The following is a 16,217-nucleotide window of genomic DNA, read 5'->3' as shown; positions in this document are numbered from 1 at the left end:
CGGCCCCGACACCCCCATCATCACCACCGACGCCCGCCACCGCGCCGACGCCAAGAGCGGACTCATCACCCTCGTCGAACACGCCCTCATGGCACGACTGCGCTGACACCGTCCGCAGGCCGGTGAGGCAGTACCGCGAAAGGGCCCCGCACTCCGAGGAGTACGGGGCCCTTCGCGTGGGCCAGGGCGCCGTGACGGCGCGAGGCGGGCGCGCGCGAGGCGGGCGGGTCAGCCCTGCCAGCTGTGCGGTGCGCGGAAACCGGGGGTGCGCTCCAGGCGCCGCCAGCCGGCCACCGAGCGGCCGCCGCGCGCGGGCGCGGCCGTGCCGGTGGCGCCGGCGCGTGCGAGCAGTACCGCGGTGATGGCGGCCAGTTCCTCGGGGGCGGCCTCGCCCCGCTCGACGCGGAGCAGGGATGCGTGGGCGGTGTCGGTCACGGGTGTGGTCATCGGTGCGTGTCTCCGTGGGTCGGTCGCGGGCGTCACTGCGGGGGGTTGCCGTGCTTGCGCGACGGCAGGTCCGCGTGCTTCGTGCGCAGCATGGCGAGGCCGTTCACCAGTACCTCGCGGGTCTCCGCGGGGTCGATGACGTCGTCGACGAGGCCGCGCTCGGCCGCGTAGTAGGGGTGCATCAGCTCGGCCTTGTACTCCTTGACCATGCGGGCGCGCATGGCCTCGGGGTCCTCGGCGCCGGTGATCTGGCGGCGGAAGATGACGTTGGCCGCACCCTCGGCGCCCATGACGGCGATCTCGTTGGTGGGCCAGGCGTACGTCAGGTCGGCGCCGATGGACTGCGAGTCCATGACGATGTACGCGCCGCCGTAGGCCTTGCGCAGGATCACCGAGATGCGCGGCACGGTCGCGTTGCAGTACGCGTACAGCAGCTTGGCGCCGTGCCGGATGATGCCGCCGTGCTCCTGGTCGACGCCCGGCAGGAAGCCCGGCACGTCGAGGAGGGTGATGATCGGGATGTTGAAGGCGTCACACATCTGGACGAACCGAGCGGCCTTCTCGGATGCCTCGATGTCCAGCACGCCGGCGAGGGACTGCGGCTGGTTGGCGATGATGCCGACGACCTGCCCGTCCATCCTGGCCAGCACGCAGAGGATGTTGGTCGCCCAGCGCTCGTGGACCTCGAGCGACTCGCCGTCGTCGACGATCTCCTCGATGACCTTGCGCATGTCGTAGGGGCGGTTGCCGTCGACGGGCACCAGGTCGAGCAGCGCGTCGGAGCGCCGGCCGGCCGGGTCGCCGGACTCGGCGGCGGGCGGGTTCTCCCGGTTGTTCTGCGGCAGCAGCGACAGGAGGTAGCGCACCTCCGCGATGCAGGTCTCCTCGTCGTCGTACGCGAAGTGGCACACGCCCGAGGTCTCCGCGTGGACGTCGGCGCCGCCGAGGCCGTTCTGGGTGATGGACTCGCCGGTGACGGCCTTCACCACGTCGGGGCCGGTGATGAACATCTGCGAGGTGTCGCGGACCATGAAGACGAAGTCCGTGAGGGCCGGGCTGTAGGCGGCGCCGCCGGCGCACGGGCCGAGCATCACGCTGATCTGCGGGATGACGCCCGAGGCGCGGGTGTTGCGCTGGAAGATACCGCCGTATCCGGCGAGCGCGGAGACGCCCTCCTGGATGCGGGCCCCTGCGCCGTCGTTGAGGGACACCAGCGGGGCCCCCGCGGTGATGGCCATGTCCATGATCTTGTGGATCTTGGTGGCGTGGGCCTCGCCGAGCGCGCCGCCGAAGATGCGGAAGTCGTGCGCGTAGACGAAGACCGTGCGGCCCTCGACCGTGCCCCAGCCGGTGACGACACCGTCCGTGTACGGCTTCTTCTCCTCCAGGCCGAACCCCGTCGCGCGGTGCCTGCGCAACTGCTCGACCTCACGGAACGAGCCCTCGTCGAGCAGCAGGGCGATGCGCTCGTGAGCGGTCAGCTTGCCCTTGGCGTGCTGCGCCTCTGTCGCGCGGTCGCTCGGGCCGCGGCGGGCCCGCTCCCGCAGAGCGTGCAGTTCCGCGACGCGCCCCCGGGCGTCAGCGGGTTCGCCAGGGATCTCCTCCACTACGGTCATGTACCAACCCTACGAACAGCGCCGCGTCGCGCACGCAGTGGACTCCCACAGTCTCCTCCGCCGTTTCCTGGTGGAGCCGGACAGAACTGCACCACCTACGTCGTGACCGAACAGTGGCGGGCGGCTCGTGGTTGTAGGAACCTTATAGTCGCTTCACGAATTCACTCGTTCGGCCGACATGGTTGAAATCCGAACCATCCCGAGCTAGAGTGACCGCCATAGTGCTTGAACGTTGAACAAGCCAAGGAGCAGTCATGGCAATCTTCGGCCGCAAGTCCGGCACCCCCGACGCCGCCGAGCAGGGCGCCCGGCAAGAGATCGACCCCGCCCTCGCCGCCCTCAGCGGCACGTACGTCGTCGACGGCGCGCACTCCGAGATCGGCTTCAGCGTCCGCCACGCCATGGTCACCAACGTGCGCGGGCACTTCGGCGACTTCGAGGGCAGCCTCGTCATCGACGGGGCCGACCCGGCGAACTCGACCGCGCACGTCGAGGTCGCGATGGCCTCCGTCGACACCTCGGCCGCCGACCGCGACGGCCACCTGCGCAGCGCGGACTTCTTCGACGTCGAGTCGTTCCCCAGGATGACGTTCGAATCGACGCGCGCCGAGGAGACCGGCGGCGACGGATACCGCCTCACGGGTGACCTCACCATCAAGGGCGTCACCAAGCCGCTCACCATCGACCTGGAGTTCAACGGCTCCGCCACCGACCCGTTCGGCAACCAGCGCATCGGCTTCGAGGGCACGGCCGAGCTGCTCCGCTCCGACTGGGGCCTGACCTACAACGCGGCGCTGGAGACCGGTGGCGTGCTCGTGGGCGACAAGATCAAGCTCGTCTTCGACATCTCGGCGATCCTGCAGACCGAGGCCGCCTGATCCGCCGGCCGCACGGACGGACCGGAACCGCCCGCCGCCGAGCACCCGCTCACGGCGGGCGGACGCGTGTCATGGGGCGGAGCGGCGCACCACGAGATCGGTTTGCAGGACGGCAGGCTCGTTCGGCGCGGGCCGCCCGCCGAGATGGGCGAGCAGCATGCGCGCGGCGGTCTGCCCGATCAGCCCCGCCGGCTGCCTGACCGTCGTCAGCGGCGGCTCCGTGTGGCGCGCCATGGGCAGGTCGTCGAAGCCGATCACGGCAACGTCGTCGGGCACGCTTCGCCCGGCCTCGCGCAGGGCCCGCAGCGCGCCCGCGGCGCTGAGGTCGTTGTGCGCGAACACGGAGTCGAAGTCCGCGCCGACGGCGAGGTGGCGCTCCACCGCGGCGCGCCCCGAGCGCTCGGAGAAGTCGCCGACGGCGAGGCGGTGGTCGGGCAGGACCTCCGCGAAGCCGCGCAGCCTGTCCCTTACACAGGGGAAGCGCTCGGGCCCCGTGATGACGAGGGGCCGGGTGCGGCCGCGCGCCAGCAGGTGGCGCGCGGCCGAGGCGGCGCCTTCCCTGTTGGTGGTCACCACCGAGGGGAACGCGGGGTGCCTGCCGCGGTCGTCGATCAGGACGACCGGCAGCCCGCCCCGGTGCATCGCCGCGATGGTCGCGAGGGTGTTCTCGGGCTCGACGACGAGCAGCCCGTCGAAGGCGCGGGCCGAGACCTGGGCGGTGAACCGCTCCACCGACTCCGCGCCACGGTTGCAGGTGTAGAGGAGCAGGCCGTAGCCGGCCGCCTCGACGGTGTCCACGACACCCTGCAGCACCTCGGCGATCCACTCCCAGGTCAGGGAGGGCACCAGCATCCCGACCGTGCGGCTGGCGCCACGTGCGAGGCCCACGGCGCCCGAGCTCGGCACGTAGCCGAGCGCGTCGATGACCGCGCGGACCCGGGCGGCCGTATCACCACCGACTTCACTTCCGGTATTGATGACCCGTGAAACGGTCGTCTTGCTCACGCCGGCCTCGCGCGCGACGTCCGCGATCGTCACACGCATCCGACCTCCCGTTTCGCGCGTCGCCGAGGAACACGGCCGGTAACGCAACCGGTTCCGGAACCGGTACCGGCGCCGCTTCGTGAGTCAACCGCCGACCGGACGTGCCGTCAATACTTCACGCTCACTTTGGTCCGCACCTTTGTTACACAGCAGTACGGGCGCAGGTCAGCCCCGATATGCATTCAGTTCCTGAACGCGCGACCCCTTGACGCCGTGGCGCGGGGGCAGTTCACTCACGCCGCACCCCGAATCGCTCCCCCACCTCAGTGTCGAGAAGGGCAGCCCCACCATGCAGAGATCCTCTGGCGCCGGCCGCAGGCTGGCGAGACTCGTGCTCGCCGGCGCGCTGGCCACCGCGGGCCTCACCGGCATAGCGGCCGGTTCGGCCCAGGCCGCCGGCGAGCAGGTCAACATCACTCTCACCACGACGGACGACTCCGGCGGGCGCCATGTCACCCGCGGGCTGCAGCAGCAGGCCCCCGTCACCTTCCAGTCGGGCACGGGAGGCAGCGGCACCGGCATCACGGTCGACGAGAACACCAAGTACCAGAAATTCACCGGCGCGGGCGCCTCGTTCACCGACACCGCCGCCTGGCTGCTGAACAGCAGTGGCGCGCTGTCACAGGCCACCCGCACGGACGTGATGAACAAGCTGTTCTCCCCCACGAGCGGCATCGGCATCAGCTTCCTGCGCAATCCCATGGGCGCTTCCGACCTGGCACGCAACAGCTACACCTACGACGACGGCGCGGCCGACCCCACCCTGTCGCGCTTCTCGCTCGCGCACGACCAGGCCGACGTGATCCCCCTGACGAAGCAGGCCAAGCAGCTCGACCCCGCCCTGACGGTGATGGCCTCGCCGTGGACCGCGCCACCGTGGATGAAGGACAACGACAGCTACATCCAGGGCTGGCTCCAGTCGCAGTACTACGCCGCGTACGCCCAGTACTTCGTCAAGTACATCCAGGGCTACCAGGCGGCCGGCATCCCCATCGACTACGTCTCGGAGCAGAACGAACCGACGGTCGGCGGCGACTATCCGGGCATGAACTGGAACGGCTCCGGCCTCGCGTACTTCGCCAAGAACGACCTGCTGCCGGCGCTGCAGAACGCCGGGCTCAAGACGAAGGTCCTGGCGCTCGACTGGAACCCGGACTCGTACCAGTCGTACGCCGCCCCGAGCGTCGACGACCCGGCGATCCGCAACCACCCGAACTTCGGCGGCATCGCGTACCACGGCTACACCGGCCACCTCGACGTGCAGACGACGGTGCACGACCAGTACCCGGACGTGCCCGCGTTCGACACCGAGCACTCGGGCGGCGAGTGGATCGGCAACCAGCAGAACGAGGACATGAACAACCTCGTCGACTACTTCCGCAACTGGGGGCAGTCCTGGGTGAAGTGGTCGCTCGCCGTGGACCAGGACCACGGCCCGCACAACGGCGGCTGCTCCAACTGCACCGGCCTCGTGACCGTGCACGACGACGGCAGCGGGAAGGTCGACTACACCGTCGAGTACTACACGATGGGCCAGGTCACGAAGTTCGTGAGGCCGGGCGCCACGCGCATCGCCTCGACCGCGTCGAGCACCCTGCCCAACGTGGCGTTCCAGAACCCCGACGGCTCCAAGGCACTCGTCGCGTACAACGGCTCGGGCTCGGCGCAGCAGATCCGCGTCAACTGGGGCGGCGAGAGCTTCGGTTACTCCGTGCCCGCGAACACGTCGGCGACGTTCACCTGGTCGGGCACCCAGGCGGGTGGGCCCACGGCGAGGGCGGGCTCCTTCCACGGCCTTGACGGCAAGTGCCTGGACGTGACCGGCGCGAACACCGCCAACGGCACCGCCGTCGACCTCTACGGCTGCAACGGCACGGACGCGCAGCGGTGGACCGTCGGCTCCGACGGCACCGTCAAGGCGCTCGGCAAGTGCCTCGACGTGAGCGGCGGCTCGACGGCCGACGGGGCCAAGGTGCAGCTCTACGACTGCAACGGCACGGGCGCGCAGCAGTGGCGGGTCGAGGCCGCGGGCGACATCGTCAACACGGCGGCGAACAAGTGCCTCGACGTCAAGGACAGATCCTCGGCCGACGGCACGCCGACCCAGCTGTGGTCGTGCACGGGAGCGTCCAACCAGAAGTGGACGCTCGAGTGACGGCCTGATCCGCGATCACGGTCCCGGCGGGCGCGGTCCGGCCCCGGCTCCTCGTGGCCGGGACCTGGCCGCGCCGGGGCCCTCAACCGTCCGCCGGTTCGACCCCCGCCCGCAGCAGCCCGTACGTGTACGCGTCCGCCAGCGCGTACCAGGACGCGGCGATCACGTTCTCGCCGACGCCGACCGTCGACCACTCGGCGCCCCCGTCCGACGTGGTGATCAGCACGCGGGTGGTGGACTCGGTGCCGTGCCTGCCCTCCAGGATGCGGACCTTGTAGTCCGTCAGCCGCAACGAGGTCAGCTGCGGGTAGATCCGCTCAAGACCCGCGCGCAGCGCCAGGTCGAGCGCGTTGACCGGGCCGTTGCCCTCGCCGGTCGCGACGATCCGCTCCCCCTTCGCGCACAGCTTCACGGTCGCCTCGTTGGCGTGGCTGCCGTCGGGTCGGTCCTCGACGATGGCCCGCCAGGACTCCGTGCGGAAGTAGCTCGGCGCGCTGCCCTCGACCTCGGCGCGCAGCATCAGCTCGAACGAGGCGTCGGCCGCTTCGTAGCTGTAGCCCTGCAGCTCGCGCTCCTTGACCCGGGCGACGACACGGCCCACCAGGTCGCGGTCCGCGCTCAGGTCGAAGCCGAGCTCCTTGCCCTTGAGCTCGACGGAAGCGCGGCCCGCCATGTCGGAGACGAGCATCCGCATGGTGTTGCCGACGACAGCGGGGTCGATGTGCTGGTACAGGTCGGGGTCGACCTTGATCGCCGAGGCGTGCAGGCCGCCCTTGTGCGCGAAGGCGGACACCCCGACGTAGGGCTGGTGCGTGGACGGCGCGAGGTTGACGACCTCGGCGACGGCGTGCGAGATGCGGGTCATCTCCGCCAGGGCCCCGGCCGGCAGGACGCGCCGGTCGTACTTGAGCTCGAGGGCCGCGACCACGGGGAAGAGGTTGCAGTTCCCGACGCGCTCGCCGTACCCGTTGGCCGTGCACTGCACGTGCGTGGCGCCCCCGTCGACCGCCGCGAGCGTGTTGGCGACGGCGCAGCCGGAGTCGTCCTGCGCGTGCATGCCGAGCCGCGCCCCCGTCTCCCGCTTCACCGCGGAGACCACGTCGAGGACCTGGGCCGGCAGCATCCCGCCGTTGGTGTCGCACAGCACGACGACGTCCGCGCCGGCGTCCGCGGCCGTGCGCACCACCGTCAGCGCGTACTTCGGGTTCGCGCGGTAGCCGTCGAAGAAGTGCTCGCAGTCCACGAACACCCGGCGGCCCTGCTCGCGCAGGTAGGACACCGTGTCCCTGATCATCTCCAGGTTCTCGTCGAGCGTCGTGCGCAGCGCCAGCTCGACGTGGCGGTCGTGCGACTTCGCCACCACGGTCACCACCGGCGCACCCGACTCCACCAACCCCTTGACCTGCGGGTCCTGCGCGGCCTTCGCGCCCGCCCGCCGCGTCGAGCCGAACGCGACGAGCTGTGCGTGGCGGAAGTCGATCTCTCGGCTCGCCCGGGCGAAGAACTCGGTGTCTCGCGGGTTCGCGCCCGGCCAGCCGCCCTCGATGAAGCCCACGCCGAACTCGTCCAGGTACCGGGCGATCGACAGCTTGTCGGCCACCGTCAGATTGATGCCCTCGCGCTGCGCGCCGTCGCGCAGCGTCGTGTCGAAGACATGGAAGGCGTCGTCGGGCTCGGTCGAGGTCGGGTTCGTGGTCACGTTCTCGCTCCTGTCGGGTGGAAACAAAAAGACCCCTCGCGGATGCGAGAGGTCTGCGCGCGGGTCGTGGCACGGGGGGCGCCGCGTACGTCAGGGGTACGGGACGGTCACCGTGGACCGGCGCGCCTGCTGCCGATAATCGTGGCGAACGAGGGCACGGAAGGATTCTGGCACGGCTTCCCGCAGGGGGAAACGGTGTCTCACGATGCGGGCGAGGGAGCCGCGGTCCTTCGGCTCCCTCGCCCGCATGGCGGGGGTCAGGCGACGGGGTGCAGCCAGCCGTGGACGTCCTTGGCGGCGCCCGTCTGGATGTCGAGCAGCGCCTTGCGCAGCCGCATCGTCACGTCGCCGGGTGCCGGGACGGTCCAGTCGCCTCCCTTGGAGCGGACCTGGCCGACGGGCGTGATCACGGCGGCCGTGCCGCAGCCGAAGACCTCGGTCAGCGTCCCGTCGGCGGCCGCGCGGCGCCAGTCCTCGACACTGATGCGCTCCTCGGCCACCTCGTAGCCGAGGTCGGCGGCGATCGTCAGGAGGGAGTCGCGGACGATCCCGGCGAGCAGCGACCCGGAGAAGGCCGGCGTGACCATCCTGTCGCCGTAGACGAAGAACAGGTTGTTGGTGCCCATCTCCTCGACCCACTTGCGCTCGATGCCGTCGAGCCAGACGACCTGGTCGCAGCCGCGCTCCGTGGCCTCGGCCTGCGCGAGCAGGGAGGACGCGTAGTTGCCGCCGGCCTTGGCCTCGCCGGTGCCGCCGGGGGCCGCACGGACGTACTCCTCGGAGATCCACACCGAGACGGGCTTCACGCCGCCCTTGAAGTAGGCGCCGGCCGGCGAGGCGATGACCATGAAGAGGAACTCGTTGGCGGGGTGCACGCCCACGCCGACCTCGGTGGCGAACATGAACGGCCGCAGGTAGAGGCTCTCCTCACCGGCCCCCGGCACCCAGTCGATGTCCTGCTTGACGAGCGCGTCGCAGGCCCCGATGAACAGTTCCTCGGGCAGCTCGGGCATGGCCATGCGGCGGGCGGAGCGCTGGAAGCGGCGGGCGTTGGCCTCGGGCCTGAACGTGGCGACGGAGCCGTCGGCGCTCCGGTAGGCCTTGAGGCCCTCGAAGATGGTCTGCGCGTAGTGCAGCGTCATGTTGGCCGGGTCGAGGGACAGCGGCGCGTACGGCACGAGCTGGGCGTCGTGCCAGCCCCTGCCCTCCGTCCAGCGGATCGTCACCATGTGGTCGGTGAAGTACCGCCCGAAGCCCGGGTTGGCCAGGATGCGCTCGCGGTCCGCCGCGGGAACCAGGTTCGACGAGGGCTTGAGCTCGATCGTGGGCGTGGTCATGAATGTTCGTCCTTCACCGGTTGTGTGTGGCGGGCCGCGTCACGCCCCTGACTGCGTCTACTAGGACGTCCGAGTATCCCCGTCCCGTGGTCCGCGATCGCAGGTCAATTATCCCGCGTGCGGATGGCTGGTCGAGGGCCCGGGGTGCGTGAGTACGGCCACTGGCTTGTGGTGGGCCCGGTGGCGACATGCGGCAGCCGCCGGGCTGCGTGACCCGGCGGCTGCGTTGTGAGGAGTGTCCGTCGGGTCAGCTCGCTACGCGTACCGCGAGCGCGGCGCCGATCTCGGCGGTCATGCGCGCCGCGTCACCGCGCTCGGCCAGGTCGGCGGAGACGGCCTCCTCGATCCTCGCGGCTTCCGCGTCGAGGCCGAGGTGGCGCAGGAGCAGGGCGACCGAGAGCACGGTCGCCGTGGGGTCGGCCTTGCCCTGGCCCGCGATGTCCGGCGCGGAGCCGTGGACCGGCTCGAACATGGACGGGAAGGCGCGGTCCGGGTTGATGTTCGCGGACGCGGCGAGGCCGATTCCGCCGCTGATGGCGGCGGCGAGGTCGGTCAGGATGTCGCCGAAGAGGTTGTCGGTGACGATGACGTCGAAACGCTCGGGCTGCGTGACGAGGAAGATCGTCGCGGCGTCGACGTGCAGGTAGTCCGTGCTGACGTCGGGGTACTCCTGGCCCACGCGGTCGAAGATCTTCTTCCACATGTGCCCGGCGTAGACGAGGACGTTGTTCTTGTGGACCAGCGTCAGCTTCTTGCGCGGACGGGCCTGCGCGCGCTCGTAGGCGTCGCGGACGACGCGCTCCACGCCGTAGGCCGTGTTGAGGCTGACCTCGGTGGCGACCTCGGCGGGTGTGCCGGTGCGCAGCGAGCCGCCGTTGCCCGTGTACGGGCCCTCGGTGCCCTCGCGGACGACGACGAAGTCGATCGCGGGGGTGCCGGCGAGGGGGGTGGTGGTGTTCGGGAAGAGGCGCGAGGGGCGCAGGTTCACGTAGTGGTCGAACGCGAAGCGGAGCTTGAGCAGCAGCCCGCGCTCCAGCACGCCAGACGGCACGGACGGGTCGCCGATCGCGCCGAGCAGGATGGCGTCGTGGCTCTTGAGCGCTTCGAGCTCCTCGTCGGGAAGGGTCTCCCCCGTGCGGTGCCAGCGGCGCGCGCCGAGGTCGTACTCCTTCGTCTCCAGCTTCACGTCCTGCGGGAGAACGGCTTCGAGGACCTTGAGGCCCTGGGCCACGACTTCCCTGCCGATGCCGTCACCGGGGATCACTGCGAGATCGATGCTGCGAGACATGTCCGCACCCTACCTCGCGTCCCATGGACTGACATCGGCCGTCCATTCCGTGGACGGCCGGGGCTTTTGCGCCAGGTCAGTGCCCGGTGGAGCCGCCATTGTCCCTGCGGTCGAGGGCGCGCTGGAGGGCTGCCGCCGCGTTCTTGCGGTCGGCCTCCCCCGCGCGGGGAGTGTGACGGACACGGTTGCGACGGACGATCGTCTCTGCCATGGGGATCGACTCCTTCTGCCAGCTTGAGCCGCGCGCGGCGGGCCGCGGGGCGGCGCATCCGAGAGGGTGCCGTAAGAGGGCGGGGGCGCGGCCCGCAGGGGTCACCTGCCGACAGGCCGACCGGGGCCGCCGATCGCTCGATGGAGCGGCAGTTAGGCGTCTTCCACGCTAAGGGAGCCCGCCCGCCGTGTCTGCATCATTACTCGGACTTCCTACTATCTGAGACGGAGAGCACCCCGGCGGGTGAATTCCCCGTGCGGTCGGCCGACCGCACGCGCGCGACCGCCCCGCGCCGAGGGGAGCGGCGCGGGGCGGTGCGGGTCATCGGGTCGTTCGCGGCCGGTCGCGTGCGCCGGCCCAGGCGGCCTCAGCCCATGTGCGGGTAGCCGTACTCGGTCGGCGGGACCAGCGACTCCTTGATGGCGCGGGTCTGCGTCCAGCGCATCAGGTTCTGCGGGGCGCCCGCCTTGTCGTTCGTACCGGAGGCACGCGCGCCGCCGAACGGCTGCTGGCCGACGACAGCTCCGGTCGACTTGTCGTTGATGTAGAAGTTGCCCGCCGCGTACCGCAACTTCTCCATGGCGGCGGCGGTCGCCGCGCGGTCCTTCGAGATGAAGGAGCCGGTGAGCGCGTACTCGGCGACGGACTCCATCTGGTCGAGCATGGCGTCGTAGCCGGCGTCGTCGTAGACGTGCACGGCGAGGATCGGGCCGAAGTACTCGGCCGTGAAGACCTCGTTGGCCGGGTCGGTGCACTCGATGACCGTCGGCCGGACGAAGTAGCCCACCGAGTCGTCGTAGGTGCCGCCCGCGACGATCGTGCAGGCCGGGTCGGCGGCCGCGCGGTCGATGGCCGCCTTGTTCTTCGCGAAGGCGCGGTCGTCGATCACGGCACCGATGAAGTTCGTGAAGTCGGTGACGTCGCCCATGGCGATGGAGTCGACCTCGGCCGCGAACTCCTCCTTGAACCCGTCGTTCCAGATCGACGCGGGCACGTAGGCGCGCGAGGTGGCCGAGCACTTCTGGCCCTGGTACTCGAAGGCGCCGCGGGTCAGCGCCGTCTTCAGCACGGCACGGTCAGCGCTCGGGTGGGCGACGACGAAGTCCTTGCCGCCGGTCTCGCCGACGATGCGCGGGTAGGTGCGGTACTTCTCGATGTTCTCGCCGACGGTCCTCCACAGGTGGCGGAAGGTCCTCGTCGAGCCGGTGAAGTGGATTCCGGCCAGGTCGCGGTGGTGCAGCGCGACGTCGGAGACGGCGATGCCGTCGCCCGTCACCAGGTTGATGACGCCCTTCGGCAGGCCGGCCTCCTCCAGCAGCTCCATGAGCAGCACGGCGGCGAGCGTCTGCGTCGGCGACGGCTTCCACACGACGACGTTGCCCATCAGCGCGGGCGCGGTCGGCAGGTTGGCCGCGATCGCGGAGAAGTTGAACGGGGTGATCGCGTAGACGAACCCTTCGAGCGGCCGGTGGTCGAGCCTGTTCCACACGCCCTTGGAGTTGGCGGGCGGCTGCTCGGCGAGCAGGTCGCGGGCGTAGCTGACGTTGAAGCGCCAGAAGTCGATGAGCTCGCAGGGCGCGTCGATCTCGGCCTGCTGGGCGGTCTTGCCCTGGCCGAGCATGGTCGCGGCGGCGATCCTCTCGCGCCACGGCCCGGACAGCAGCTCGGCGGCGCGCAGGATGATCGCGGCGCGGTCGTCGAACGACATGGCGCGCCAGCCGGGCGCCGCGGCGAGGGCGGCGTCGACGGCGTCCTGCGCGTCCTCGCGGGTGGCGCCGGCGAACGTGCCGAGCACGGCCTTGTGCCGGTGCGGCTGTACGACGTCGACGCGGTCGCCGCCGCCCATCCGCTTCTCGCCGCCGATGGTCATCGGCAGGTCGCGGGGGTGGTCGGCGAGGGTCTTGAGCTCGGCCTCGAGCCGGGCGCGCTCGGGCGAGCCGGGCGCGTAACCGTGCACCGGCTCGTTGACCGGGGCGGGAACCTTGGTCACGGCGTCCATGGTGCCGTCACTCCTTTTCGGTCGTGGGGTGTCCGTGGTCGGGCGGGGCACGCCGGTCAGCCGCGGCCGGCCAGCGAGCGCAGGAAGAAGGCGAGGTTGGCCGGGCGCTCGGCGAGGCGCCGCATGAAGTAGCCGTACCAGTCGGTGCCGTAGGCGACGTAGACGCGCATGCGGTGGCCCTCGGCCGCCAGCCGGTGCTGCTCGGCGGTGCGGATGCCGTACAGCATCTGGAACTCGTAGTCGGCGAGCTTGCGGCCCGCGCGCTGTGCCAGCTCCTGGCCGATGGCGATGAGCCGCGGGTCGTGGGAGCCGACCATCGGGTAGCCGTCGCCCTCCATGAGGACGCGCAGGCAGCGCACGTACGCCTTGTCGACCTCGGCCTTGTCCTGGTACGCGACGGAGGCGGGCTCCTTGTAGGCGCCCTTCACCAGCCGGACGCGGCTGCCCTCGGCGGCGAGCCTGCGGCAGTCCTCCTCCGTGCGGAACAGGTACGACTGGACGACGGCGCCGGTTCGGGGGAAACGCTCGCGCAGCGCGGAGTGGATGGCGAGCGTCGAGTCGACGGTGGTGTGGTCCTCGGCGTCGAGGGTGACGGTGGTGCCGATGGCGTTCGCGGCCTCGACGATCGCGGTGACGTTCTTCAGCGCGATGTCGTGGCCGCCGTCGAGCGCCTGGCCCATGCAGGACAGCTTCACCGACATCTCGGCGCGCTCACCGAGCTGCAGGGGCCCGAGTACCTCGATGAGCCTGAGGTACGCGTCGCGCGAGCGGGTGGCCTCGGCCGGATCGGTGACGTCCTCGCCCAATACGTCGAGGGTGACTTCGAGGCCCTGGGAGGCCATGGTCTCGATGGCGGGCGCCGTCGCCTCGACCGACTCCCCGGCGATGAAGCGCCGGACGACCGGCTTGGTCAGCGGCGCGGCAGAGATCGTGCGGCGCAGGGCGTCGCTGCGCGACGCGGCGAGGATCACGGGACCCAGCACGGGCACCTCCATGAGAGATCGAGCGGGCCGTGGGACTCGGCGGCCACTTCGCACGTTAGGGAGGACGGCGGTCCGCTGCCATCGACAGCTGTCACGCATCACCGCGCACGATCTCAGACATATGTCTGAAGCGGTGCGAGAATGGCCGGGTGAAGGGCGATTACCAGGAGCTGGTCGACGAGATCTCCGCGCTGGTGGGCGTGCCCGCGACGCTGGAGAACCGCGACTTCCGGCTGATCGCCTTCGGGGCCCACGACAGCGACGACGACCTGGTCATGGACCCCGTCAGGACGCGCTCGATCCTCACCCGCAAGTCGTCGCCCGGCGTGCGCGCCTGGTTCGAGGGGTTCGGCATCACGCGCGCGACGGGCCCCGTGCGCATCCCCGCCTCGCCGGACGCGGGCGTCTTCCGCGGCAGGATCTGCCTGCCGGTACGCCATCGGGGGATGGTGCTCGGCTACGTGTGGCTGCTCGACGACTCGGCGACGGGCCCGGGAGCGTCCCGGCTCGCGGCCGCCATGGACGTGACGCAGAGGATCGGCGACCTGCTCGCGGAGGACGTGAAGGCGGACGCGGACCTCGCCCGCGAACTGCGCGCCGTGCTCACCGCGGAGCACGGCTGGGAGCGCGACATGGCGCTCGCGGCGCTGCGCACCGCGCTCGGGCCGAGCGGGGACGGGCTGCACACGGTGGTGTGCGTCGCGCCCTGGCCGGGCGAGGAGCCGCCGGCCCGCGCAGTGCCGGGGACGGCCGCGCTGTGCACGCTGCCACTCGACGCCCCGTTCCCGGCCGCGGCCCCCGCGACCGCCCCCGGTGTCCCGCGTGCGCGGCCCGGCGGGGCGACGTCCGTGCTGGCCCTGCTCGTGCGGCTGCGCTCTGCGGACGGGATGTCCGCGGTGGCCGCGGCCGCCGGCCGGCTGTGCGGGTCGGCGGGCCCCGGGGCGACGGCCGGCGCGGCCTCGCCGCGGCGCGGGCTCGCGGAGCTACCCGGGGCGTGGCAGGAGGCGGCCGGCGCAGCGCGGGCGGCGCGGGCGAGGCCCGCGCTCGGCCCGGTCGCCGACTGGGCGGACATCGGCGCGTACCGCCTGCTGACGCGCCTGCCGCCGGGGTGCGACCCGGCGGTCGCGCCGCTGCTCGCCCCGGCCCACGCGGACCTGGCGTCGACCGCCGAGAGCTACCTCGACCACGCGGGGCAGGCGGGCCGCACCGCCGCGGCCCTCGGCATCCACCGCCAGACGCTCTACTACCGGCTCTCCCGCATCGAGCACCTCACCGGCCTCGACCTCGCGCGGGGAGAGGACCGCCTGCTGCTGCACATGGCGCTCAAGGCGGCACGGCTGTGACGGCCGGGGCCCGGGGCCCGGGGCGCTGGGGCCCCGCGTGCCGGATGCGGCGTGGCATAGCCTCCTGACCATGAGCATCGACGCGCCAGAGGTATGGCTTCCGTACGGGACCGACGAGATCGAGGGGCTGCCCGACACCCTCACCTACCGCTTCTGGGACGGGGATCAGGACTTCCCCGCCGACCCGGCGGACTGCGCCTTCTACGCCGTCCCCTACATGAAGGGTTCCGAGGTCGCGGTCAGGCCTCTGGCCGCGATGCGGTCGGTGCGGGTCGTGCAGACGCTGTCCGCCGGCGTGGACCACGTCGTGCCCGGGCTCGGCCCGCTCGCCCCCGGTGTACTGCTGTGCAACGCGCGCGGGGTGCACGAGGCGAGCACGGCGGAGCTGGCGCTCGCCCTGACGCTCGCCTCGCTGCGCAACATCCCGAAGTTCGTGAGGGCGCAGGAGCGTGAGGAGTGGCTGCAGGGCTTCTACCCGGCGCTCGCCGACCGGTCGGTGCTGATCGTGGGCTACGGGGCCATAGGCGCGGCCATCGAGGACCGGCTCGCCGCCTTCGAGTGCGCGCGGGTGGTGCGCGTCGCGCGCTCGGCGCGCGAAACCGCGCGCGGCCACGTCCACGCGCTCTCCGATCTGCCCTCACTGCTGCCGGACGCCGACGTGGTCATCCTCGCCACCCCGCTGACGGACGCGACCCGGGGTCTCGCCGGCGCCGACTTCCTCTCCCGTATGCAGCGCGGCGCCCTGCTCGTCAACGTCGCCCGCGGGCCCGTCGTCGACACGAAGGCGCTGCTCGCGGAGGTGGAGAGCGGCCGGATCACCGCGGCGCTCGACGTCACCGACCCCGAGCCGCTGCCCGCGGGCCACCCCCTCTGGCACGCCCCCGGCGTGCTCGTCAGCCCCCATGTCGGAGGCTCCACTTCCGCCTTCGAGCCGCGCGCCAAAAGCCTCCTCTCGGCACAACTGACCCGGTTCGCCGGGGGTGAAAAGCTCCAGAACGTGGTAATGACCACTAAGTGAGCCCGTCACGGAGTGCCTTTCCGTGACCACTCTTCGCAGCGTTCAGGACCCGCGGTGCCGCAACACCCCAGATCGTCACGGAGAGTAGAGGGACTATGTCCCTGAGTGACGACTCTGGTGTATCGTCCCGGTCCGGGGCTGCGTCGCGTGTGGGGCGGCGCGGGGAGCGACCAGTATCCGAGGGGGCGACGGGCGATGC

General features: G+C 71.3%; 13 protein-coding genes and 1 pseudogene. 5 read left to right on the top strand and 9 right to left on the bottom strand.

What is annotated here, in order from left to right; all coding sequences use genetic code 11:
• Positions 1–106: pseudogene (locus IH48_RS0106495) on the top strand (ATP-binding protein); the annotation flags it as partial.
• Positions 107–228: 122 nt separating this feature from the next.
• On the opposite strand, the gene IH48_RS0106490 reads toward IH48_RS0106495, so the two are convergent.
• Entirely contained in the window at positions 229–447 is a 219-nt protein-coding gene (locus IH48_RS0106490) for an acyl-CoA carboxylase subunit epsilon (protein ID WP_037841068.1), read from the bottom strand.
• Between the two features lie 32 nt (positions 448–479).
• A complete protein-coding gene (locus tag IH48_RS0106485) occupies positions 480–2,063 on the bottom strand; it encodes an acyl-CoA carboxylase subunit beta (protein ID WP_030900307.1) in 1,584 nt (527 codons plus the stop codon).
• Between the two features lie 254 nt (positions 2,064–2,317).
• Between IH48_RS0106485 and IH48_RS0106480 the strand changes: the two genes are divergently transcribed.
• Positions 2,318–2,941 carry a YceI family protein gene (locus tag IH48_RS0106480; protein WP_030900306.1) on the top strand — a complete coding sequence of 208 codons (624 nt, stop codon included), beginning with the start codon at positions 2,318–2,320 and terminating at the stop codon, positions 2,939–2,941.
• 69 nt (positions 2,942–3,010) lie between these two features.
• Here IH48_RS0106480 and IH48_RS0106475 read toward each other — a convergent pair whose 3' ends face one another.
• Positions 3,011–3,985, bottom strand: coding sequence for a LacI family DNA-binding transcriptional regulator (locus tag IH48_RS0106475; RefSeq protein ID WP_030900304.1), 975 nt, complete (start codon positions 3,983–3,985; stop codon positions 3,011–3,013).
• A gap of 289 nt (positions 3,986–4,274) precedes the next feature.
• Here IH48_RS0106475 and IH48_RS0106470 point away from each other — a divergent pair, with 289 nt between their 5' ends.
• Positions 4,275–6,140, top strand: a complete 1,866-nt coding sequence (locus IH48_RS0106470; protein WP_030900302.1) for a lectin — start codon at positions 4,275–4,277, stop codon at positions 6,138–6,140.
• Positions 6,141–6,222: 82 nt separating this feature from the next.
• On the opposite strand, the gene cimA is transcribed toward IH48_RS0106470, so the two are convergent.
• From cimA to IH48_RS0106440, 6 genes are all read right to left on the bottom strand, one after another.
• Positions 6,223–7,839, bottom strand: a complete 1,617-nt coding sequence (cimA, locus tag IH48_RS0106465; protein ID WP_030900300.1) for a citramalate synthase — start codon at positions 7,837–7,839, stop codon at positions 6,223–6,225.
• Positions 7,840–8,096: 257 nt separating this feature from the next.
• Entirely contained in the window at positions 8,097–9,176 is a 1,080-nt protein-coding gene (locus IH48_RS0106460; protein WP_030900299.1) for a branched-chain amino acid aminotransferase, read from the bottom strand.
• A gap of 247 nt (positions 9,177–9,423) precedes the next feature.
• The gene (locus tag IH48_RS0106455; RefSeq protein WP_030900297.1) at positions 9,424–10,464 is read right to left on the bottom strand and encodes a 3-isopropylmalate dehydrogenase; all 1,041 of its coding nucleotides are present in this window, start codon (positions 10,462–10,464) and stop codon (positions 9,424–9,426) included.
• A gap of 76 nt (positions 10,465–10,540) precedes the next feature.
• Positions 10,541–10,675, bottom strand: coding sequence for a hypothetical protein (locus tag IH48_RS37345; protein ID WP_267885303.1), 135 nt, complete (start codon positions 10,673–10,675; stop codon positions 10,541–10,543).
• A 367-nt stretch (positions 10,676–11,042) separates the two neighbouring features.
• Positions 11,043–12,674 (bottom strand): L-glutamate gamma-semialdehyde dehydrogenase, encoded by a 1,632-nt coding sequence (gene pruA, locus IH48_RS0106445; protein WP_030900295.1) that lies wholly within the window; start codon positions 12,672–12,674, stop codon positions 11,043–11,045.
• Between the two features lie 56 nt (positions 12,675–12,730).
• Positions 12,731–13,657 (bottom strand): proline dehydrogenase family protein, encoded by a 927-nt coding sequence (locus IH48_RS0106440; RefSeq protein WP_030900294.1) that lies wholly within the window; start codon positions 13,655–13,657, stop codon positions 12,731–12,733.
• A 149-nt stretch (positions 13,658–13,806) separates the two neighbouring features.
• Between IH48_RS0106440 and IH48_RS0106435 the strand changes: the two genes are divergently transcribed.
• Complete coding sequence (locus tag IH48_RS0106435) at positions 13,807–15,000, top strand: PucR family transcriptional regulator (RefSeq protein ID WP_030900293.1); 1,194 nt, start codon at positions 13,807–13,809, stop codon at positions 14,998–15,000.
• Between the two features lie 70 nt (positions 15,001–15,070).
• Positions 15,071–16,018 carry a 2-hydroxyacid dehydrogenase gene (locus tag IH48_RS0106430; protein WP_030900292.1) on the top strand — a complete coding sequence of 316 codons (948 nt, stop codon included), beginning with the start codon at positions 15,071–15,073 and terminating at the stop codon, positions 16,016–16,018.
• Positions 16,019–16,217 lie beyond the last annotated feature (199 nt).

This window comes from Streptomyces sp. NRRL F-5126 (assembly GCF_000721265.1).
Lineage (GTDB): Bacteria > Actinomycetota > Actinomycetes > Streptomycetales > Streptomycetaceae > Streptomyces.
Note: the sequence above shows the minus strand (reverse complement) of the source record. Positions and strands in the feature narration are given on the sequence as shown.